The sequence below is a fragment of the Belliella calami genome (assembly GCF_022549695.1).
Lineage (GTDB): Bacteria > Bacteroidota > Bacteroidia > Cytophagales > Cyclobacteriaceae > Belliella > Belliella calami.
Genome location: NZ_JAKZGS010000016.1, coordinates 74,804 through 96,077 on the forward strand (window position 1 = coordinate 74,804; position 21,274 = coordinate 96,077).

Annotated in this window: 20 protein-coding genes; 11 read left to right on the top strand and 9 right to left on the bottom strand. The window is 35.9% G+C overall.

All coding sequences use genetic code 11. The annotated features are described in order from the left end of the window. Positions 1-655: 655 nt before the first annotated feature. The 4 genes from MM236_RS15935 to MM236_RS15950 form a co-directional block, all read right to left on the bottom strand. The gene (locus MM236_RS15935; RefSeq protein ID WP_241275990.1) at positions 656-958 is read right to left on the bottom strand and encodes a DUF3784 domain-containing protein; all 303 of its coding nucleotides are present in this window, start codon (positions 956-958) and stop codon (positions 656-658) included. A gap of 276 nt (positions 959-1,234) precedes the next feature. Further along, complete coding sequence (ggt, locus tag MM236_RS15940; protein ID WP_241275991.1) at positions 1,235-2,935, bottom strand: gamma-glutamyltransferase; 1,701 nt, start codon at positions 2,933-2,935, stop codon at positions 1,235-1,237. A gap of 87 nt (positions 2,936-3,022) precedes the next feature. After that, positions 3,023-5,386 carry a S9 family peptidase gene (locus MM236_RS15945; protein WP_241275992.1) on the bottom strand — a complete coding sequence of 788 codons (2,364 nt, stop codon included), beginning with the start codon at positions 5,384-5,386 and terminating at the stop codon, positions 3,023-3,025. 81 nt (positions 5,387-5,467) lie between these two features. Then, the gene (locus MM236_RS15950; protein ID WP_241275993.1) at positions 5,468-5,800 is read right to left on the bottom strand and encodes an Hpt domain-containing protein; all 333 of its coding nucleotides are present in this window, start codon (positions 5,798-5,800) and stop codon (positions 5,468-5,470) included. A 107-nt stretch (positions 5,801-5,907) separates the two neighbouring features. On the opposite strand from MM236_RS15950, the gene MM236_RS15955 reads away from it, so the two are divergent. The 4 genes from MM236_RS15955 to MM236_RS15970 all read left to right on the top strand — a co-directional run bounded on the left by MM236_RS15955 (position 5,908) and on the right by MM236_RS15970 (position 7,835). Next, entirely contained in the window at positions 5,908-6,468 is a 561-nt protein-coding gene (locus MM236_RS15955) for a rhomboid family intramembrane serine protease (protein WP_241275994.1), read from the top strand. A gap of 88 nt (positions 6,469-6,556) precedes the next feature. Further along, positions 6,557-6,733, top strand: coding sequence for a hypothetical protein (locus tag MM236_RS15960; RefSeq protein ID WP_241275995.1), 177 nt, complete (start codon positions 6,557-6,559; stop codon positions 6,731-6,733). Continuing rightward, positions 6,711-7,181, top strand: a complete 471-nt coding sequence (locus tag MM236_RS15965) for a DUF2452 domain-containing protein (RefSeq protein ID WP_241275996.1) — start codon at positions 6,711-6,713, stop codon at positions 7,179-7,181. The genes MM236_RS15960 and MM236_RS15965 overlap by 23 nt, the downstream gene beginning before the upstream one ends. A gap of 6 nt (positions 7,182-7,187) precedes the next feature. After that, positions 7,188-7,835, top strand: a complete 648-nt coding sequence (locus tag MM236_RS15970; RefSeq protein ID WP_241275997.1) for a DUF7255 family protein — start codon at positions 7,188-7,190, stop codon at positions 7,833-7,835. Between the two features lie 250 nt (positions 7,836-8,085). On the opposite strand, the gene MM236_RS15975 is transcribed toward MM236_RS15970, so the two are convergent. Further along, positions 8,086-8,703, bottom strand: a complete 618-nt coding sequence (locus MM236_RS15975; RefSeq protein ID WP_241275998.1) for a deoxynucleoside kinase — start codon at positions 8,701-8,703, stop codon at positions 8,086-8,088. A gap of 350 nt (positions 8,704-9,053) precedes the next feature. Next, a complete protein-coding gene (locus MM236_RS15980; protein WP_241275999.1) occupies positions 9,054-9,944 on the bottom strand; it encodes a 3-hydroxyacyl-CoA dehydrogenase family protein in 891 nt (296 codons plus the stop codon). 99 nt (positions 9,945-10,043) lie between these two features. On the opposite strand from MM236_RS15980, the gene MM236_RS15985 reads away from it, so the two are divergent. After that, on the top strand, positions 10,044-10,871 hold the full coding sequence (locus MM236_RS15985) for a CvfB family protein (protein WP_241276000.1): 828 nt from the start codon (positions 10,044-10,046) through the stop codon (positions 10,869-10,871). Here MM236_RS15985 and MM236_RS15990 read toward each other — a convergent pair. Next, on the bottom strand, positions 10,868-11,227 hold the full coding sequence (locus tag MM236_RS15990) for an arsenate reductase family protein (RefSeq protein WP_241276001.1): 360 nt from the start codon (positions 11,225-11,227) through the stop codon (positions 10,868-10,870). The two genes, MM236_RS15985 and MM236_RS15990, sit on opposite strands and share 4 nt — an antisense overlap. Before the next feature lie 107 nt (positions 11,228-11,334). Between MM236_RS15990 and MM236_RS15995 the strand changes: the two genes are divergently transcribed. Then, complete coding sequence (locus tag MM236_RS15995) at positions 11,335-11,823, top strand: YkgJ family cysteine cluster protein (RefSeq protein WP_241276002.1); 489 nt, start codon at positions 11,335-11,337, stop codon at positions 11,821-11,823. A gap of 48 nt (positions 11,824-11,871) precedes the next feature. Next, positions 11,872-12,798, top strand: coding sequence for an ROK family protein (locus tag MM236_RS16000; protein ID WP_241276003.1), 927 nt, complete (start codon positions 11,872-11,874; stop codon positions 12,796-12,798). A 255-nt stretch (positions 12,799-13,053) separates the two neighbouring features. Here MM236_RS16000 and MM236_RS16005 read toward each other — a convergent pair whose 3' ends face one another. Beyond that, the gene (locus tag MM236_RS16005) at positions 13,054-13,440 is read right to left on the bottom strand and encodes a hypothetical protein (RefSeq protein ID WP_241276004.1); all 387 of its coding nucleotides are present in this window, start codon (positions 13,438-13,440) and stop codon (positions 13,054-13,056) included. Continuing rightward, the gene (locus MM236_RS16010) at positions 13,433-14,683 is read right to left on the bottom strand and encodes a sterol desaturase family protein (protein ID WP_241276005.1); all 1,251 of its coding nucleotides are present in this window, start codon (positions 14,681-14,683) and stop codon (positions 13,433-13,435) included. The genes MM236_RS16005 and MM236_RS16010 overlap by 8 nt, the downstream gene beginning before the upstream one ends. A 125-nt stretch (positions 14,684-14,808) precedes the next feature. On the opposite strand from MM236_RS16010, the gene MM236_RS16015 reads away from it, so the two are divergent. From MM236_RS16015 to MM236_RS16030, 4 genes are read left to right on the top strand one after another with little or no spacing between them, the layout of a single operon-like run. Then, a complete protein-coding gene (locus MM236_RS16015) occupies positions 14,809-15,306 on the top strand; it encodes a DNA topoisomerase IV (RefSeq protein ID WP_241276006.1) in 498 nt (165 codons plus the stop codon). Positions 15,307-15,335: 29 nt separating this feature from the next. Next, the gene (locus MM236_RS16020) at positions 15,336-17,234 is read left to right on the top strand and encodes a DNA topoisomerase IV subunit B (RefSeq protein ID WP_241276007.1); all 1,899 of its coding nucleotides are present in this window, start codon (positions 15,336-15,338) and stop codon (positions 17,232-17,234) included. Positions 17,235-17,268: 34 nt separating this feature from the next. Then, a complete protein-coding gene (locus MM236_RS16025) occupies positions 17,269-19,905 on the top strand; it encodes a DNA gyrase/topoisomerase IV subunit A (RefSeq protein ID WP_241276008.1) in 2,637 nt (878 codons plus the stop codon). 29 nt (positions 19,906-19,934) lie between these two features. Next, a complete protein-coding gene (locus MM236_RS16030) occupies positions 19,935-20,627 on the top strand; it encodes a TrmH family RNA methyltransferase (RefSeq protein WP_241276009.1) in 693 nt (230 codons plus the stop codon). The last annotated feature ends 647 nt before the right edge of the window (positions 20,628-21,274 follow it).

Genomic DNA, 21,274 nt, shown 5'->3' on the forward strand with positions numbered 1-21,274 from the left:
GATTTAGCTTAGATTTTCTTGATGTGTTGTAAGAATTGCCGCGAAGTTCGCAAGGTAGCGCAAAGGGGATTTGTTGGGTTGGTTTTAGGTTAAAGAATAATCTCTTGATTTAGCTTAGATTTTCTTGATGTGTTGTAAGAATTGCCGCTAAGTTCGCAAGGTAGCGCAAAGGTATTTTGTTGGGTTGGTTTTAGATTAAAGAATAATCTCTTGATTTAGCTTAGATTTTCTTGATGTGTTGTAAGAATTGCCGCGAAGTTCGCAAGTTAGCGCAAAGGGGATTTGTTGGGTTGGTTATAGATTAAAAAAATAATCTCTTGATTTAGCTTAGATTTTCTTGATGTGTTGTAAGAATTGCCGCGAAGTTCGCAAGGTAGCGCAAAGGGGATTTGTTGGGTTGGTTTTAGATTAAAGAATAATCTCTTGATTTAGCTTAGATTTTCTTGATGTGTTGTAAGAATTGCCGCGAAGTTCGCAAGTTAGCGCAAAGGGGATTTGTTGGGTTGGTTTTAGTTTGGGAAAATAGTATTTATGTTACGAATAAATAAAAAAGTTCTGAAAGATATATGGAGGGTGGAAATGAAGAAGAATGGTTCAGAACGAGCTTTTTATTAACTTAAAAAATGCGATTCTAGTATTTTATAGTTTCAATGAATTATCTCCGATTTGCTATTAAATTTCCAAATATGATAATTATCACTACTCCAAGCAAAGTTACGATGATCGGAACTGCCGAAGTCAAATTGGGCATTTCAAGCCAGATGGATACTGGATAAGAGATAATGCATAAAACTCCCATTATACAGAATAGAATAAAAGCAAAAAACGGTAATCCATTACTCGTAGCTCTTTCTTGATCCCTTTGAGATAAACTGTGATAACCAGCGAGAATATTAGGATAAACTCTTACTCCAAAACCAATAATTAAATAAAGAACTCCTGACATCAATGCATCCATAATTTTTTCTTTTTATCTGTCAAATATTTTAAAGACGACCATGTTTATTCCAATTCTCCTCACAACTTGAATCACTAAAAATTAAGGTTTAAGATATATGTAAATTTCGATATTTGAAAGTTTTTTAGAATATTGTTAGTAATGTCAGCTCCATACTACCTTACGGTTTAAAACTATATTGAAGGCTGATCGTCTTAAAGGAAGTTGTATGAAAATTAAAAATGGATCAAACGAGATCCATTTTTAATTTTTCGAGTGTTAATTCTCTCTACTCTATCAATAGCCCACTGCTGTATCATCACCCCTAGGATCTGCTCCTCCTTCTAGTTTCCTATCTTTCATAACCAAAATCGCATCTACTTTACCAATTATTGGCGATGGGGATTCATTGATCAAATATCCTTTTGATTTCAATGCTTCCAAAGTTTCTGATGTAAATACATTTTTCTCAAACCTGATTTCATCAGGGAGCCATTGATGATGGAATCTAGGAGCATTAACGGCTTCTTGCATACTCATGTCAAATTCAAGGACATTCAGGATAGTCTGTACTACGGAAGTCATAATGGTCGAACCTCCTGGAGTTCCTACTATCATCAATATTTCCCCGTCTTTTTCTACCAAAGTAGGAGACATGCAGCTGAGCATTCTTTTTCCAGGTTCTATTTGGTTGGCTTCTGCTCCAATTAGCCCAAACATATTCGGAACGCCTGCTTTTGCCGAGAAATCATCCATTTCGTTGTTAAGGAAAAAACCCAAGTCATCGCAAAACAATTTTGAACCAAAAGCACCATTGAGTGTAGTGGTGATAGCTAAAGCATTCCCATACTGATCCATGATGGAGTAGTGGGTTGTCTCATCACTTTCTTGAAATTGTATATTTCCTTGGGAAACATCGGAAGAAAGCGTTGCCTTTTCTTTATTAAAAGTTGACATTCTATCTTTCAGGTAATTCTTGTCCATCATTTTTGCCAATGGAACTTCCACAAAATCTGGGTCACCCAAATAATAATTACGATCTGCATATGCTCTTCTCTCAGCTTCTACTAATACTTGGATGTATTCAGGAGAATTATGCTCCATTGATTTTAGATCAAATTCTTCAATCATACCCATTATCTGGGCTATCGTAATACCACCGCTGCTTGGTGGTGCCATCGAAATAAGCCTATGACCTCTATAGTCAAACACAATAGGATCTCTCCATTGTGCTTCATAATTAGCCAAATCCTCCATTGTTATTATTCCGCCTTTTTCCTGGATAAAGTTTACCAATCTTTGGGCAGTTTCTCCTTTGTAGAATTCGTCTCTGCCATTTTTCGAGATTCTTCGGAGTGTCTCGGCCAAAGAAGGATATTTAATGGTATCATTGACTTCAAATTCTTGAGCAAATAGTGAATTTTCACCACTAACTTCAGCTATGATTTTCCTATTATTTCGAAGTCCAGATGCTTGTTTTTCTGTTACAACGGCACCTCTTTCAGCAAAAGCAATAACTGGAGCCAATATTTCTTCCAAGGGTAAAGACCCAAATTTCCTATGTACTTCCAAAACTCCCGCAACAGTACCGGGAACACCAACAGCAAGTGCTCCTGTGGTGCTTAGACCAGGGATTACTTCACCATTTTCATCTAAATACATATCTCGGGTTGCCGCCAAAGGAGCTTTTTCTCTATAATCTATCGATCCGATACTGCCGTCAGGCTGTCGATAAACCATAAAGCCTCCTCCACCCAAATTCCCTGCGAATGGAAATGCAATAGCCAAGGAAAGCTCAGTCGCAACCATCGCATCAAATGCATTACCACCTTTTTGAAGAATGGAAATGCCTATTTCAGAAGCTTCTTTTCTTGCTGAGACTATCATTGCTTTTTCTGCAATCAAACCAGTCTGAACTTCCTTGCTTGGTACATTTTTACAGGCTGATAAACATAAAAAAGTAATCAGCACTAACCCGAAAAATGATTTGGTTTTCATATTTTCAAAATTTTAGTTTTAATAAAATAAATGTTTGATATGGTTTACAATCACCTAATAGCGATTGCAAACCATATTTGATAAAGGTTAATTTAATAAAGTTGAATTAAATAACTTTAAAATTCTTTTGTATTCATCTGTCCAGCTGCTTGGTTCTACAAATCCATGATCTTCAACAGGATAAACTGCCATTTCCCAATTGTCTTTTTCAAGCTCGATCAATCTCTGAGCAAGCCTTACTACATCTTGAAAATGAACATTGGTATCGATCATACCATGTGCGATCAATAGATTACCTTTCAATCCTTCAGCGAAATAAATAGGAGAGGAGCGTTTGTAAGCAATAGGGTCATTGAATGGTTCATTCAAAATATTGGAAGTATAGCCATGATTGTAATGTGCCCAATCTGTAACTGACCTTAAAGCTGCTCCAGATCTGAAACTTTCAGGTGCATTGAAAAGAGCCATTAATGTAATAAATCCACCATAGCTTCCACCATAGATTCCAACTCTTTCAGGATTTATTCCATGATTATCGGCTAAATATTTGGCTCCATCTACATGATCGGAAAGATCCTTACCACCCATGTGTCTGTATATTCCTGTTCTCCAATCTCTTCCATATCCAGCAGAGCCTCTATAGTCAATATCCAAAACTGTGTACCCCAAATCAGTTAAAAGATTATGAAACATGTATTCCCTAAAGTAACTAGACCACCATTTGTGGACATTTTGCAAATAACCTGCACCATGCACAAATATCACTGCAGCTCCATTGTTTTTTTCAGCAGTAGGTTTGTATAGCCTTGCCGGTACTGAAGCTCCATCTTGTGCAGTAAAGTTTATCAATTCTGGCTCTCTCCAATTGTAGGATTTGAATTCTTCTGATTGACCTGAAGTCAGCTGTTTGGCTTCTTCCTTCGCATTGTTTGGTTTGAGATACAATTCCCAAGGCTTATTGCTGTAAGAGTAAAGGATTGCAATGTGCTTTTCATCGGGGGAAAGACTGACATCATTATTTCCTGTCATAGTGGTCAATTTTTCCATCTTACCACCCATTAATGGCATTTTGTAGAAATGTCGCTCACCTGGATGGATTTCTGATGTAGTCAAGTACCAAGACTTTTGATCTTTAGAAATAAAAGGGTTGAAAACCTCAAATTTACCACTTGAAAGTGCTTTTTTCTTGCCGGTAGTAACATCTAGAAGATAAAGATGTGAATAGCCACTTTCTTCAGATTGGAAATAAATGTGCTTATTGTCTGGTAACCAACCTAAGGTGCCTCCGCCATAAGCGGATCCAATACCTGGACCAGCCACCCAAGCTTCGTCCCTTTGTCTATCAAGGACTTTTAGATCTCCTGAATTTAAGTCAAGTTGTGCTATCCACCTGTCTTTATTATCAGCGGATCTGATATTTACGATAGCAAACTTGCCATCATTCGAAAAAATCGGGGATGATAATGTAACAACACGATCTTTTTCTTCCCATGTTTTTTCAGGATAATCTTTAGCGTAATCAGGTAAATCTTGGATGCCATATAGTTTGCTTACGTCAATTATGGTAACTTTTTCATTTTCCAAATCATAAAGTGCCAACTCAACTTTCGTTGGGTCATCACCAACCTTTGATCTTGTATTGATGTCTGTAGTGTACCCCGAAGCGTGTGTATAGTCAGGTACTACAGTTCTTTTACCATCGGCTCTTGTGACCAAATTAAATGTAGCGTATTTTTCATCGGGACTCAACTGAAGGGATGTGGCGGATTTGTCACCTAAATAATATGTAAAAGGCTCTTTTTCAGCTGTAGCTTCTCTGTATGCTTTGGAAATTTCCTTTTTCTCTTCTCTATCTTTCACGACTTGAAGAAGTTCTAGATTATCTTCCTTTAACCAAACTTCTCTATCGTTGATTTTTGAGCCTTCTTTATCGATTAGTTTGTTTCCAGATTTGATATTGGTAATTTTGTTGATTTTCCCAGTTTCCATATCAAGAACATACATATTCCCTCCAGATTCGAAAGAAATGCGATTTTCATTGGCTAAAAATTTAGGAGTACCAATCCTATCTCCCCAGTTAAATAGTGTTGTTTTCTTGCCTGTGGTTATTTCATAAAGTATAATTTCTCCATCTTTGACAAAGATTTTTTTGGTTTGATCTTTATTGCTGTTTGCAAATCGCGGAATAAATTGGCGCTGTTCTTCCAAAGACACTTTTTCAATTGCCCCAGTTTTATTGACGGCTATTTTATATAAAGAATCAGAAGGATTTCCTTCTGGGTTGTAATTGAATAAGATATGTTTTCCTTGGTCATCCCAATTTACATTTGAAGGGAAATTCCCCATCCACTTGGGGTCTTTCATGATTTTTTCTACAGTCAATTCTTCTTGCGAAAAGCCAATAAGAGAAAAATTGAACAAAACGAATACAATAAACGACAGTTTCCTCATGTGCATTTTTTTTTCTAAAAATAATGATTCAAATGTAGAAAAAGTAAAAAAAATTATAGAAGGTTGGAAAATTGTAAGAGGTTATAGATTCTCAATAAAATGGCTAAGTTCTTTTTCAAGAATAGCTATATTTTCTTTTAGATTTTGATAAAGTTCTCTAGAATTTTCAAGTTCACTCTCAATTTTTTCCAAAATTTTTCTTGTTCCCAAGGCGCCTATATAGCTCATACTTGGTTTTGATTTGTGACACTTTTTCTTGATATAATCAAAATCCTTGTTTTCATAAAAGATGTCCAATTGCTTTAAATCATGCAAATTGGTGTCAATTATAATATTTATCATTTCTATGATCATTTCCTTATCATCTTCTCCAAAATATTGAAAAATTGACTGTGGATTGATTAATTTATACATAATAGTTGGTGGAAGGTGAAAACATTCTATTTATTTGAATGGTTGATTCAAAATTAAGTTAAAATTGTTAGAAAGTTATTTTTTTCTGAAAGGCTCCTATGAAATTTATGAAACAGATTTCTCTAGACAAAATCAAAGATGTTCTATTGGTGCCATTCAGATTAAGTTTATTGATGGTTTTGATTTTTTGGGTAGAAATTAGCTTTAATTTGAAGCTGAATTTTCTGGGAATTTTGCCACTAAGCATTTCGCACATTCCAGGTATTGTGATTTCATCGTTTGTTCATGGCAATCAAGGACATCTATTGACAAATCTTATTCCATTTTTCATATTGACCAAAATGTTATTTCTTTTTTACGAAAAAATTGCAAATCAAGTCTTTCTAAGTTGTTTGATTTTCACAAATATGATCGTGTGGTTTGCTGGAAGACCTTATATACATATTGGTGCTAGCGGATTGATCTATGGATTGGTGTTTTTTATGATTTTCTTGGGTTTGTTCAAAGGAACTTACAAGACCATTTTGATATCTATTTTCATCTTGCTGCTCTACGGAAGTATTGCTTATGGAGTAGTTCCAACTGATGGGAGGATATCATGGGAGTCACATTTAGCAGGGGCATGTGTAGGTGTAGTCACAGCATTTTGGATGAGCAGAAAAGTCTGACATATGAATTTTTTATCTATGTTGATTGTACTATTTTTGCACAATTGAAAACCGAATACCTCAATAAGCTGTTAGGATACCAATAATTATGAACAAGAATAAGCTGATCTTTCTGATAATCGCAGGAATATTTTTATTAGCCATGTTATGGATTGGTTATGATATTTCTTCCAGAACCACTTTTCCTGGTGCAAAAGGAAACTTAAAAGAAAGAATAGCTCCAAGTGATAGCCTAAAAGTAGATGAGCAAAAAACAAAAAATTGATGTAGATAAAATTGATCTCGATAGGATGAAGGAAATGACTACCGAGAATCCGGGATTATTGCCCTATGCACATACATCCGGTGGGGCGATCATCAGGCCAGAGGACAAAGGTAAGATTACTGGTAGAGCAGTAGCAGCCATGCATTCACAAACAGACATGCAAATGGCTCAAATCTATCAGCAAATGCAGCTTTTGGCTGATCAAGCAAAATTGATCCAAAAAAGGGTAGAGGTTTCAGAGAGAATTTATCAAGCAAGTATAAGTTTTGAGCCATTGATCAATCACATATATTATTTGTATGAAAAAGAGGATGGTACAGATTTTTTGAGCATGATTGCACCAGAAGAATGGGGTAGGAAAAAAGGTTTTGCTAGCTTTGTGGCAGAAATCAAACTTCTCGCTGACCATACTTGGGAAATCTTGCGGGAAGGTACATCTAACTCCTAATAAAAAGTGCATCAAATCAAAGTAAACAATCTAATCCAAATTTTAAAAGATTCTGAATATCAGATAGAAGAGGACTTTTACATTGAGGTCAATAACGAATATCTAAAAGGAAAAGGTGAAGTTTTACTTGCAGAGATTTTTGAAACCTTAGGAGGAAATGGTCACCATTTGCCTTTGTTAGAAAGGTTGAAATTTGATTTTAAAATAAACAGATTTTTGTTTGTTTATGACGATCAAGTTCACTTCAATAGATACAGGTTATCTACTTTGAAAACAGATCTTTATGATACCTTTTCATATTCATGGTCTGATGGATACAAGCGGCTTTGCAGGACATTTGAAAAGGACTGTTTGAAAGCAGGATTACAGGAAAGGATTTGGTTTGGACCTCCCATAGCGTCGAAGGTTTTTGGAAAATCTGAAGAGCCAGCAGACTTGTCAGGCAATGGCTCCGCAGGATGGAAGCTCAATGCATACAATGATGCCCAATACGATTTGCTGACAAGACTACATGGTTACAAACTTATAAGAATCCCTGTTTATGAAAATATCATGACAGGAGGTAGTTTGAAAAAAATTGATGATTTGCTCCTTAACCCAAAAGAAGAAACTTATCAAACAATTAAGAATTGGTTGTTTAGGAAGTTGGTTTAATGATAATGTTAAGTCTATCAATTACTTTTCTAGATTTAATACCTGAAATCAAGTTGTTGTGAATTAGTGGAATGGTTGATTGGTTTTGGAAATCTATATCATTAGTCTATGATAGACATCATTTTTGAAATTTAGATTATCTGATTTCCTATTAATTGGAAATCAACCGACTGTCAACTCAATCCACTATTCACTGATATACAGATAATTGATTGACTGATGAACAAATTCACTGTTTACTGATTGCGAATCAGGAAAATAAACCGAAAATCTCACGATCGACTTGTCCAACAATGGCAGAGAAATCTTCTTGATTTGCTACAAAATCCATATCATTTACATCTACGATCAACAATTTACCTTTGTCATAGGCAGCGATCCAATCCTCATAATGTGAATTGAGGTTTTTTAGATAATCAATTCTGATAGCGTTCTCATAATCTCTTCCTCTTTTTTCAATTTGTCCGACAAGCTTTGGGATATCGGCTTTCAGATAGATCAATAAATCCGGAGCTTTCACAAAATTGATCATCGAATGGAATAGATTTAGGTAGTTGTCATAGTCTCGCTGACTGATCAAATTGGATTTGTAAAGATTTGCTGCAAAAATATAGGCATCTTCATAGATCGTCCGATCTTGGATGATGGAAATATTGCTATTTTGAATCAAATTGATCTGATTGAAGCGACTATTTAGAAAATAAACCTGCAAATGGAATGACCACCTTTTCATATCTTCATAAAAATCAGCCAAGTATGGGTTGTTGTCCACTGCTTCAAACTCAGCTTTCCAGCCATAATGTTTGGCAAGTTTTTCTGTTAGGGTAGTTTTTCCACTACCAATATTTCCTGATACCGCTATATGCATTTTTTTAAACTAAATTTGAAAGAGTCCTTTTATATTTGCCTCTTTAATAACATTTCAATGCCGTTAAGATAAGACCTGCCAGGTTTTCTATTAAATTAGTACAGGTCACAAATTTGGCAGGGAAGACCAATAAATGATTTAAACCTTACAGGTCTGGTATCTAAACTAAACGACATTGAATAATAATTCTGAATGATATTATTTTATTTATTCCCAATTAGATACCTAGAGCAACTTATTAATGTGTTCACAATACTTGTAGAAGCTGTTGTCAGTTGACAATTGAATTTATCCGAATGATCTTCCTAAGTGTTAATTTACCTTCAGGTGTCATTGAGGATAATCATATTTCACTTTTTGAATTGTGAAGAAACAACTACCTCTTTGCTTCCTGCTGTGTACTTATAAAATCCTTCTCCTGTTTTTGATCCTTTGAATCCAGCTTCCACCATATTTACCAAAAGAGGGCATGGTGCATATTTTGGATTTCCAAAACCTTCATGAAGTACTTTCAAAATAGAAAGACATACATCCAAACCAATGAAATCTGCCAGTTGCAAAGGACCCATTGGATGTGCCATTCCCAATTTCATGACAGTATCGATTTCCTCTACACCAGCGACACTTTCATAGAGGGTATAGATTGCTTCATTGATCATTGGCATCAAAATCCTGTTTGCTACAAAACCAGGATAGTCATTTACCTCTACTGGTACTTTTTCCAACTTGCGAGATAAATCCATGATTTGCTTTGTCACTTCATCTGAGGTTGCATAGCCTCTGATCACTTCGATCAACTTCATCACTGGAACTGGATTCATAAAATGCATTCCAATTACCTTATCTGCTCTTGAAGTAACCGCGCCTATTTTGGTAATAGAGATCGACGAAGTGTTGGAAGCTAAAATGGTATGTTCAGGACATAATTTATCCAACTCCCTAAAAATGTCTAATTTGATATTGACGTTCTCAGTTGCTGCTTCGACTACCAAATCGACATTTTTCACTCCATCTTCAGTAGAAGTGAATGTTTCAATGTTTGCTAAAGTATTTGCCTTATCAGTTTCAGAAAGCAATCCTTTGGAAACTTGACGGTCAAGATTTTTGCTGATAGTGGCTAATGCTTTCTCCAAAGCATTCTGATTGATATCTATCATCGAGACTTTGTATCCATGCTGGGCAAAAACGTGTGCAATACCATTGCCCATGGTTCCTGATCCGATTACTGCTATTTTTTTCATGTATAAAATGGGTTTATATGATCTTTTCGATTTTCAAATCTAAATCGATTCGCCTCCTTTTCCAATTTCTACTTCAAGTAATTTAATTACCTTTGGGATATGAAAGAATTGGGGAAAATCAATAGCCTATTGATCAATAGGTTTACAGCCAACGGTGCTTATTTGGCACTTCACGATGGTGAGGAAGTTTTATTACCTAAGAGTTATTTACAGGAAGATTTCAAAGAAGGTCAGGAAGTTGAAGTATTTGTATATACAGATAGTGAAGATCGTCCAGTTGCAGTAACTAACCGACCAGTAGCGTTGTTAGATGAATTTGCAGTGATGGAAGCCAAAGAGATCACCCGATTTGGGGCATTTATGGATTGGGGCTTGCCAAAAGATCTATTCGTTCCCAAATCGGAGATGCATGTAGAAATGGAAGAAGGTGAAAAGTACTTGGTTCGTGTATGCATGGATTTCAAAACCGACAGACTGATAGGAGTTAGTAAATACGAAGACTTTTTGGAGCTTGAGACTAGAGGATTTGAGGAAGGGCAAGAAGTAGAGGCATTGATTTTTGCCGAGACAGATTTGGGTTTCAAAGCTTTGATTGAGAATGCATTTGAAGGTTTGATTTATAAGAATGAAGTGTTTACATCAATAGAATTGGGCGATAAGGTAAGAGCTTTTGTCAAAAAAAGGAGAGAAGATGGGAAATTGGATTTGAGATTGGAGCCTGTTGGGCGGGAAAAATACGAAGAAGGGGCTGAAAAAATCCTTTCTGTTTTAAAAGTAAAGAAATTTTTGCCCCTTCATGATAAATCATCCCCTGAATCCATCAAAGAGTTATTGGGAATGAGTAAAAAGCACTTTAAGCAGTCTATTGGTCAATTGTATAAAGCTAAGATAATCAAAATTTTAGACAATGGAATTGAACTTGTCTAATTTAATTTGAGTATTTGATTTGGTGAAGTGCAAAGCACTGCTTTGTTTTTCATAATGGCGATAGGAGCCTTGATCAAATGCGGATATCGCACTAAGATCTGCAACCAGCTATCATCATCCCAGGTTTTGCCTGCAATATGATTTTGATAGTCAGGATGAGCTCTATTAAGTAGGTCCTTGGGACGCATGGATAATTTATCAAGAATTGACCTCCAACCAGTTGTAGTGATCTTTTCCTTATCCATGTCGATTAAATTTACATGGTTTGCTACTGCATGAGCATAAGCTCTGACTTGCTTATCAACACTATGAGAAGGGTTGTAGTAAAAGAATAGTTCGTTTGGGTGCATTTTCATGATTTATTGAGTGTTTGAAATTTAATATAGGGTTATTCTAAGTTAAATCAAAATTTAATAATTATTTTAATTACAGCAACAGTATTTTATACAGGTGATTATTGGTAATGGATTTAGAAAGTTTCAATAAAAAAAATAAAGCTGAGTACAACAGCAACAAAAAGATCAAGGAGAAGCTTAAAAACATCAAATCAAAAACACTTGATATGATGTTTGAAAAGGCTCATGATGAGAAGTTTGAAAGGATTGATTGTCTCTCTTGTGCCAATTGCTGCAAAACTACAAGTCCAATTTTCATTCAGACCGATATTGACAGATTGGCCAAAGTTTTCAGGATGAAATCTTCAGATTTTATCGATACTTATCTTTTCAGAGACGATGAGGGAGATTATGTATTGAAAAGTTCACCATGTCCTTTCTTAAATGAAGACAATACCTGCTTTGTATATCAGGAAAGGCCGAAAGCTTGTAGGGAATATCCCCATACAAACAGAAAAAACATGCAGGGAATTCTTAACCTTTCGCTTCAAAACACACTAGTTTGTCCAGCAGTTTTTGAAATTTTTCAAGACTTTGGCAAAGAATTTAGGAAGTAAAGCTAAGACTTTACTATTTTAGGGCTCTAAACCTATTGAAGAATAACTATGGATAATAAAGAAGAGCATTTTTTAGGTGTTGACGTTGGAGGCACCCATTTGAAAATCGGCTTGGTAAACAAGAAAGGTGAGATTGTATCTTTTGACAAGGAAGACACCACTCCTTATAGAGATGATCCAAGAGGATTTAACACCTGCTTTATAGAAGGAGTAGGGAAGTACCTCGAGAAATATCCTGAAGTAAAAAAAGTTGGTATAGGACTGCCAGGTCTTATTTCAAAAGACAGAACCACCACATTGGAAATCCCAGCCATTCCAGCCTTGAATGGATTCAACCTCAAACAAGGACTGTTGGATAAATATCCAAATATAAAATTTTGCCTTGAAAATGATGCTGCTGCTGCTGCATTGGGCGAGTTTCGCTACGGAAAGTCGAATCCTTCTGATAATTTCCTTTTCATTACTATGGGAACAGGTATTGGAAGTGCCATGATAATGGATGGTAAGGTTTTCAAAGGATCAAGAGGTAATGCAATGGAAATGGGCCATATGCTATCAAGAGGCAATGAAGGTCTGGAAAGGATAATTGGTAGAGATGGAATTTTGAGAATCATGGATAGAATGATTCGTGCTTATCCAGATCTTGCTGGAGAATTGGTGGGGCAGGAATTGGGTACACACCTACTAGTAGATACTGCCAAAAAAGGAAACCAAGTTTCATTGATGGTTTTTGAAGAAGTCGCAAGGGTTTTGGGAGAAGCGATTGTTTCTACAATCCGGATTTTAGATGTGACTGAAGTTTACTTTGGAGGTGGAATTTCCGCAGGCTTGGAATTTATGATGCCGTCATTGGATAAAACTGTGAGACAGTTTTTGACCAAATATTATGTTGAAGACTTGAAGTTAAGCAAGGCTACTTTGGAAAATAATGCAGGTACGCTAGGTGCTGCTGCATTGTGTTTTATGGAAGATTAAAAATTAGGATTATCCGCAAAGATTTCAATAGTTGAATTTGCCAATTAAATCATGCGCATAATTGTTATTAGTTGTTTAGTTAAAAGTGCATAAATTGACTTAAAATATATCAATTTATTTGCCTACTAGAAAGAAAGTAGATAACCATATTTAAAAATTGAATTGATTCTCAAAGTATTTATTTACCCTATATAAAAAGACTTATTTCAATAAAATAAAAAAGCCTTTGAAAATCATTTTCAAAGGCTTTAATTTTTATGGATCCAATCTACTTATCGTGACTTCACTGACTTTGTTGATGGCATTGAGTCTAAACATTACCTTCAAAGGTTGTTTAGATTCGTCATGATTGTCGCAGTTATCGCTGGGTTCGAGGAAGTAAAAAAAGAAACTCTGGCTTTTGTCAACAAGCATTACCCTGTCAGGCCTTCCAAATGTTTTGATTAATTGTTGGTTATTCGCACCCAAAAAATCATTTTTAATCCTTTGGATTTCATCCATTTGCTGAATCCTCAAACCATTACAGCCATATCTGTCCTTTTTCCAGTTTTCAATATCAAGATTTCCTACTTCTAGTTTTCCTGAGCAGGAAAATGTACCCAAACCTACTATGAAAATAAATAGATAAAATGTGTTACGCATGTTGCTGTTCATTGGTGATGGATTTTTGGAATTTTTTGACGACATTTTCGTTTTTCCAAAGCCAAAAGTAAGAGGAGAATCCATACATAGAAAGCACAATGATGATTATATTTTGAGGTAAGAAATCCAAACCTATATACCAAGCTGCAATTAGAAACAATGCAACTCTTGCAATTTCTTGAACATGATACATTCGACTTTGTTCAAAAATCCCAGAAAAGCTAACTGTACTCCAAACGATAAGAAAAGACAAGCCGACTTTCAAAGGCCAATCAAAATTTTCTAAATTGAAAAGAAAGTAAGCTGTGATTCCCATCAAAACCACATATTGAAAAAATACATAATAGTTCAATGCCTTTGGAACAGTTGTGTCAAACTTTCTGTAATTTTCATCTACTTCTTTTACTCCTCGATATCCTCCCAGATAATCTGGCAGCCAGCCTGGTTTATTGAACATATACCTTATTTTATCAGACCAATTTGGGATTTGCTTCATTTCTTCTTTCATCGAAACGTAATGTGACAAATTGACCCAAACAGGATTCCAGCTATTTACAGGAACAGTAATGCCATAAGTTGGTTTTTCTTCTTCTTCCTGAAAAGTCCCAAACCATCTGTCAAAGATGATAAAAGTACCTCCGTGATTTTTGTCAATGTATTTTGGATTTCTGCCATGGTGTACCCGATGATGTGAAGGTGTATTCATGAATTTTTCCAAAAAACCCATTTTTCCAATTGCTTCTGTATGAATCCAAAATTGATAAAGAAGATTCAGCCCAGATACCAATACCAGGAAAACTGGATCAAAACCCAAAAAGGCCAAAGGTAGATAGAAGAAAAATGTCCAAATAGTCTGTGTAGAACTTTGCCTTAAAGCTACTGATAAATTGTATTCCTCACTCGAATGATGTACTACATGTCCACCCCAAAAGAGATTGATTTCATGGGATTTTCTATGAGCCCAATAATAACAAAAATCATAGAGAAAAAACAGGATGAAAAAGGTCCAGATATTGTTTTGAATCTCAAAAAAAGCAAATTGCTCGTAAAGAAATGTGTAAACACCAATCGAAAGAACTTTTATAAATACACCTGAAACTTGTGAGACCACACCGAGGTTAATATTGGTAATAGCATCATTCATCCGGTAGCTGGGATTTTTTTGAAATCTCAAGACGATCAACTCTATTCCCATCAAAAGAAAATATATTGGAATGGCAATTATTACTGGACTCAGATTCATCTTACATTCAGGTTATTGGGTAAAATCTGCTTGAAAACTACTGATAAAAACTGAATAAAGGAAAAAACCTATTCGATTTTGCTAAGCATAAATCTTTATATTAGCGCCTTAAAACTATCATCATTATGTATTACCGATTTGGAAAAGTATTTCATTTTATATCAGTTCTGGTATTTACCGTATCATTCTTGTATATCTACGCCTCATTATCAGATATAGTCGCGTATCAATTAGATGAAAATGGCGGCTTCCTGAAAAGTGTCCCGAAAGAAACCTTTTTTTATTCTGGAATTGTCCTTTTTATAGTTTTGAATGTACTCATGATAGTACCAGGCAAAATGATAGAGAATGGAAGTACTACAAACCTTAAAAGAATTTTCCCAAAAGGAGAGTTTCTAAGTGATGTCATGATCGCATGGATATACAGTTTTGTAGGCATTATCAATATTTCCTTGACGATAATGACGCTGTTTATCCACAGTATCAATAATCAAAATGAAATTGCATCAAGTCAATACAATGTTTTTTTCTATCTCATTCCAGTGTTGTTTGTGGTATGGATAGGAGGTCTTTTTTGGATTTTGATTCAGAAATTTAAGGCTGTTCAAGCCAACAGTTTATAATATTTCCCAATAATTAGTAACTATTTCAAATGGCAGAAAACGTTCAATATACCGAAGACAGTATCAAATCACTTGATTGGAGAGAACATATCAGGCTTAGGCCAGGGATGTATATCGGAAAGCTTGGTGATGGTAGTGCTCAAGATGATGGTATTTATGTATTGGTTAAGGAGATTCTTGATAACAGTATCGATGAACATATGATGGGTTATGGGCGAACGATAGATATCAAGATTTCCGAACATAAGGTTGAAGTAAGGGATTATGGTAGAGGAATTCCATTGGGAAAGGTGATCGATTGTGTTTCCAAAATTAACACAGGCGGAAAGTATGATTCAGGAGCTTTCCAAAAATCAGTTGGTCTGAATGGAGTAGGTACCAAAGCTGTAAATGCACTTTCGGATTTTTTCAAAGTTCAATCATATAGAGAAGGGGAAACGAAAGTTGCTCAATTCGAAAAAGGGATTCTTGTAGAAGACAGAAAAATCGAAAAATCTTCGGACAGAAATGGTACAAAAATCATTTTCTCACCTGATTCCAGTGTTTTCAAAAATTACCATTTTATCCCTGAGTACTTAGAAAACCAGATTTGGAATTATGCATTTCTAAACGCAGGTCTTACGATCAATTATAACGGCAAGAAGTTTTTCTCTGAAAGAGGACTTTATGATTTGTTGACCAGAAAAGTAGATGAAGAAAGTGCGAGATATCCGATCATTCACCTCAAAGGTAATGATATAGAGGTAGCAATTACTCATAGCAACCAATATGGTGAGGAATATTACTCATTTGTAAATGGGCAATTTACCACCCAAGGAGGAACGCATTTGGCGGCCTTTAGAGAAGCGATAGTAAAAACCATAAGAGAGTTTTACAAAAAAGATTACGACGCTTCAGATATACGCCAAAGTGTGGTAGCAGCCATTGCAGTCAGGGTGCAAGAACCCGTATTCGAATCTCAGACAAAGACAAAACTTGGATCCCAAACAATTGGTGGAGATGGGCCGACATTAAGGACATTTGTAAATGATTTCCTCAAAGTTGAACTTGATAATTATTTACATAAAAATCCTGCTGTTGCAGATGCTCTGTTGAAAAGAATTTTGCAATCAGAAAGAGAGAGAAAAGAAATCTCAGGTATCAAAAAGCTTGCAAATGAAAGGGCAAAAAAAGCAAATCTCCACAATAAAAAATTGAGGGACTGCAGAGTTCACTATGATGATCCGAAAAGTGATGAAGAAAAAAGAAACAATACCATGCTTTTTCTTACTGAAGGAGACTCTGCTTCAGGATCTATTACAAAATCAAGGGATGTTCAGACACAGGCAGTTTTTTCATTGAGGGGAAAACCTCTGAATTGCTTTGGAATGACCAAAAAAGTGGTGTATGAAAATGAGGAATTTAACCTTCTTCAACACGCTTTAAATATCGAAGATGGGATAGAAAATCTAAGGTATAGAAAGATCGTAATCGCTACAGATGCAGATGTAGATGGCATGCATATTCGCTTGTTGATCATGACTTATTTCTTGCAATTCTTTCCGGACTTGGTGAAAAATGGTCATTTGTATATCTTGGATACGCCATTATTCAGGGTAAGGAACAAAAAAGAAACAATCTATTGCTATACGGACGAAGAGCGCCAAAGAGCTATCCATAAATTGGGCAAAACAGCTGAAATTACTAGGTTCAAAGGTCTTGGTGAGATTTCTCCAAGTGAATTTGGGACTTTTATTGGTGAGGATATCAGGTTAGAACCAATTATCCTAAACAAAGAAACCAAAATAGCTGATCTTCTAGGTTTCTATATGGGAAAAAACACTCCTGATAGACAAACTTTTATCATTGATAATTTGAAAATTGAAAAGGACATTGTACACAATGATCCTGAGAAAGATCAAAAAGAAAACGAAGAAGAAGCAGCGTAACCGAAAGCAATAGAATTGAAATACAAAAACAAGTATGAGCGATCAAATCAACGATAAACCAGAAGACAAAGAAGGAGGTCTGCATGAATCAATTCCTGTCACAGGAATGTACAAGGAGTGGTTTTTGGACTATGCTTCTTATGTGATTTTAGAAAGAGCTGTACCCGCAATAGAAGATGGTTTGAAACCTGTTCAACGTAGAATCCTTCATTCCATGAAGGAAATGGACGATGGACGATTCAATAAAGTAGCCAATATCATTGGTCAATCCATGCAGTATCACCCTCATGGAGATCAGTCTATCGGTGATGCCATTGTCAATTTGGGGCAAAAGGAATTATTGATCGAGACGCAGGGTAACTGGGGAGATATCAGAACAGGGGATGGCGCTGCTGCTTCTCGTTATATAGAAGCCCGATTGTCCAAATTTGCCCTAGAGGTAGTTTTTAATCCACAGACTACAGAGTGGCAACTGTCTTACGATGGAAGGAAAAAAGAACCTGTCACTTTGCCTGTAAAATTCCCTTTGTTGCTAGCACAAGGTGTCGAAGGGATTGCGGTGGGATTGTCAACAAAAATTCTTCCACACAACTTTATAGAACTTATCAATGGTTCAATCCAAATCCTTCAAGGAGAAAGACCTTACCTTTTACCAGATTTCCCTACAGGTGGATTAGCTGATTTTTCAGAATATAATGAAGGACAAAGAGGCGGTCGAGTAAAGGTTAGAGCAAGGATTGAAGAAGGGGATAATAAAACTCTTTTAATCAAAGATATACCATTTGGAACTACGACTAATTCATTGATTGAATCCATTATCAAAGCAAATGATAAAGGAAAAATTAAAATCAAAAAAGTAGTTGATAATACTGCCAAAGATGTAGAGATTCAGATCCAATTGGCACCAGGTCAATCACCGGATATGACTATTGATGCATTGTATGCATTTACGGATTGTGAAGTAAGCATTTCGCCAAATGCATGTGTGATCATCAAGGACAAACCTGTATTCCTGTCAGTAAACGACATCCTTCAGTACAATACAAAGCAGACCAAAGAGCTCCTCAAAAGAGAACTTGAAATCCGTAAGGCTGAATTGATGGAGAAATTGCTTTTCTCTTCTTTGGAAAAAATATTCATCGAAAATAGAATTTACAGAGATATAGAGGAATGTGAAACCTGGGATGGAGTAATTCAAACAATCGATAAAGGTTTGGATCCATTCAAACCAGATTTTTATAGAGATATCACAACAGAAGATATTATCAGATTAACTGAAATCAAGATCAAGAGAATCTCGAAATTTGATGCTTTCAAGGCTGATGAATTAATGCGCAAATTGGAGGAAGAGCTCAAAGAGGTTAATTATAATCTGAAGCACCTTACTGATTATGCAATCAAGTATTATGAAAACTTGCTGACGAAGTACGGAAAAGGAAGAGAAAGAAAAACTGAAATTAGAACATTTGACCAAATTGAGGCCACAGTAGTAGCAGCGAACAATGCCAAACTTTATGTGAATAGAGCTGATGGGTTTGTTGGCTATGGTCTAAAAAAGGATGAGTTTGTCTGCGATTGCTCTGATCTTGATGATATCATTGTTTTCAGAAAAGATGGAAAATGTATTGTCAGCAGAATTCAAGAGAAAGGGTTTGTTGGAAAAGATATTCTTCACGTTGCAGTCTTTAGAAAAGGGGATGAGCGTATGGTTTATAACCTTATCTATCTAGATGGTGTGACAGGCAGGGCAATGGTCAAAAGATTTCAGGTTCTAGCTGTTACTAGAGATCGTGAATATGAACTTACAAAGGGTACCAAAGGCTCCAAAGTCCTTTATTTCACAGCAAATCCGAATGGAGAAGCAGAGATTGTAACAATCTATCTAACGCAAGGGGCGAAAGCCAGGGTAAAAGTTTTTGATTTTGACTTTAGTTCAATAGAGATTAAAGGTAGAGGAGCAGGTGGAAATATCATGACGAGATACCCAATCAGAAAGATTCAACTTAAGATGGAAGGTGTGTCTACTCTTGGGGGTCTAGATATTTACTTCGATAAGTCAGTTGGCAGATTGAATACAGATCAAAGAGGTGTTTTGATAGGCAATTTCCTTGGTGAAGATAGAATTGTCGTTTTCTACAAAAATGGTGAATATGAGTTGACCACATTTGAATTGACAAATAGGTATGAAGCTCAAAATGTACTTCTGATCGAGAAATTTGATGCGCAAAAAGTAGTGTCAGCAATCTATTTTGATGGAATTTCCAAAACTTACTTCGTAAAGAGATTCCTTATCGAAACATCTACTATCAACAAGAAATTCAGTTTCATTTCAGACCACAAGCAATCCTATTTGAAGATCATATCTACAGACAAACAGCCTCAGGTGAAAGCTAAACTTCAGAAAGGCAAAGAAGTAGAAGAGAATGAATATGATTTGGATATGCTGATAGATGTCAAAGGATGGAAATCTGTAGGAAATAAATTTTCCTCGCATCAAGTATTGGAAATGGAATTGATCCAACCAAAGAAAGCGCCTGAGCCGGAAGTTGACGATCATGAAAACCCTGATGACCAATCGGATTCTGATGATGCTGACGATTCCTTGGAAATAGGATCTACAATTGATTTGAATATCAAAAAGGACGATGAAGAACAACTTGGATTGTTTTAGAAATCAACCTATCATCTGAATTTAGAGTTATGGATGCAATTGAGAAAGAGTTCTTGGCTTATCTGAGTGGTTATATTACACCTCATAAGCTGGCACTGATAGAAGACATCTTGTCAAAAAGAACTCGCTATTTTACAGTTGTATTAGAAGATATCTATAAGCCACACAATGCTTCAGCCGTTCTTAGGACGGCTGATTGCTTTGGTATTCAAGATGTTTATATTGTCGAGAAAAGTCAAGAGTACAAAGTAAATCCCTATGTAACCAGAGGGGCAGCCCAATGGGTAGATATCCATCGCTATAGTAATTATGGAGGGAATGCTGTGGCTTGTTGTACCTCTGACTTGAAGAGTAAAGGTTTCAAAATCTACGCAACCAGCCCACGTGAAGATAGTATCTCGATCCATGATTTGAAAGTAGATGAAAAAATTGCATTAGTTTTTGGTAATGAACATGAAGGGGTGAGTGAGGAGATGATATCACAAGCAGATGGGTTGGTTCATATTCCTATGGATGGCTTTACAGAGAGTTTCAATATTTCTGTAGCAGCATCGATTTTTTTGTTTGACATGCAAAGAAAAGCCTCGGCATCAAATATCCCTGATTTTTACATTGATGAAACAGAGAAAGAACTCTTAAGATCAAAATGGTATAGGGAAATAGTCAAGTATTCAGAGATTCACGAAAAAGAGTTTTTGAAAAACTACAATCCCAATATGTAAAATAGAAATCAGGGTTGTGATAAATCCTGCCGATAAGAGGCATTTATTCAAACTCAAATATAAACAAAAAGCCTCTTTTGTTTGAATTCTAGGGGCAGAGCCCTTAGTTCTTCGTAGAAAAAAGTATTCGAAGTTAAAAATTAAGGGGCGTAGCCCTGATTTCTAAATTCCTGCAGATAAATATAAGAATTCAGGGCTACGCCCCTCGTGGGGTGGATGTCTTGAAATTTGCTACGAAGATAACAGGGATAACGCCCCCTTTTTGAATCGTGCTATTTCATTATGAAGCTTTTCCTTCATTAAAAAAATCAATTCTGATTTCTCTATTGGTATTTGTGTTAATGTTACGTCAAGGGCAGAGCCCTTAGTTCTTCGTAGAAAAAAGTATTCGAAGTTAAAAATTAAGGGGCGTAGCCCTGATTTCTAAATTCCTGCAGATAAATATAAGAATTCAGGGCTACGCCCCTCGTGGGGTGGTTGTCTTGAAATTTGCTACGAAGATAACAGGGCTAACGCCCCTTTTTTGAATCGTGCTATTTCATTATGAAGCTTTTCCTTCATTAAAAAAATCAATTCTGATTTCTCTATTGGTATTTGTGTTAATGTTACGTCAAGGGCAGAGCCCTTAGTTCTTCGTAGAAAAAAGT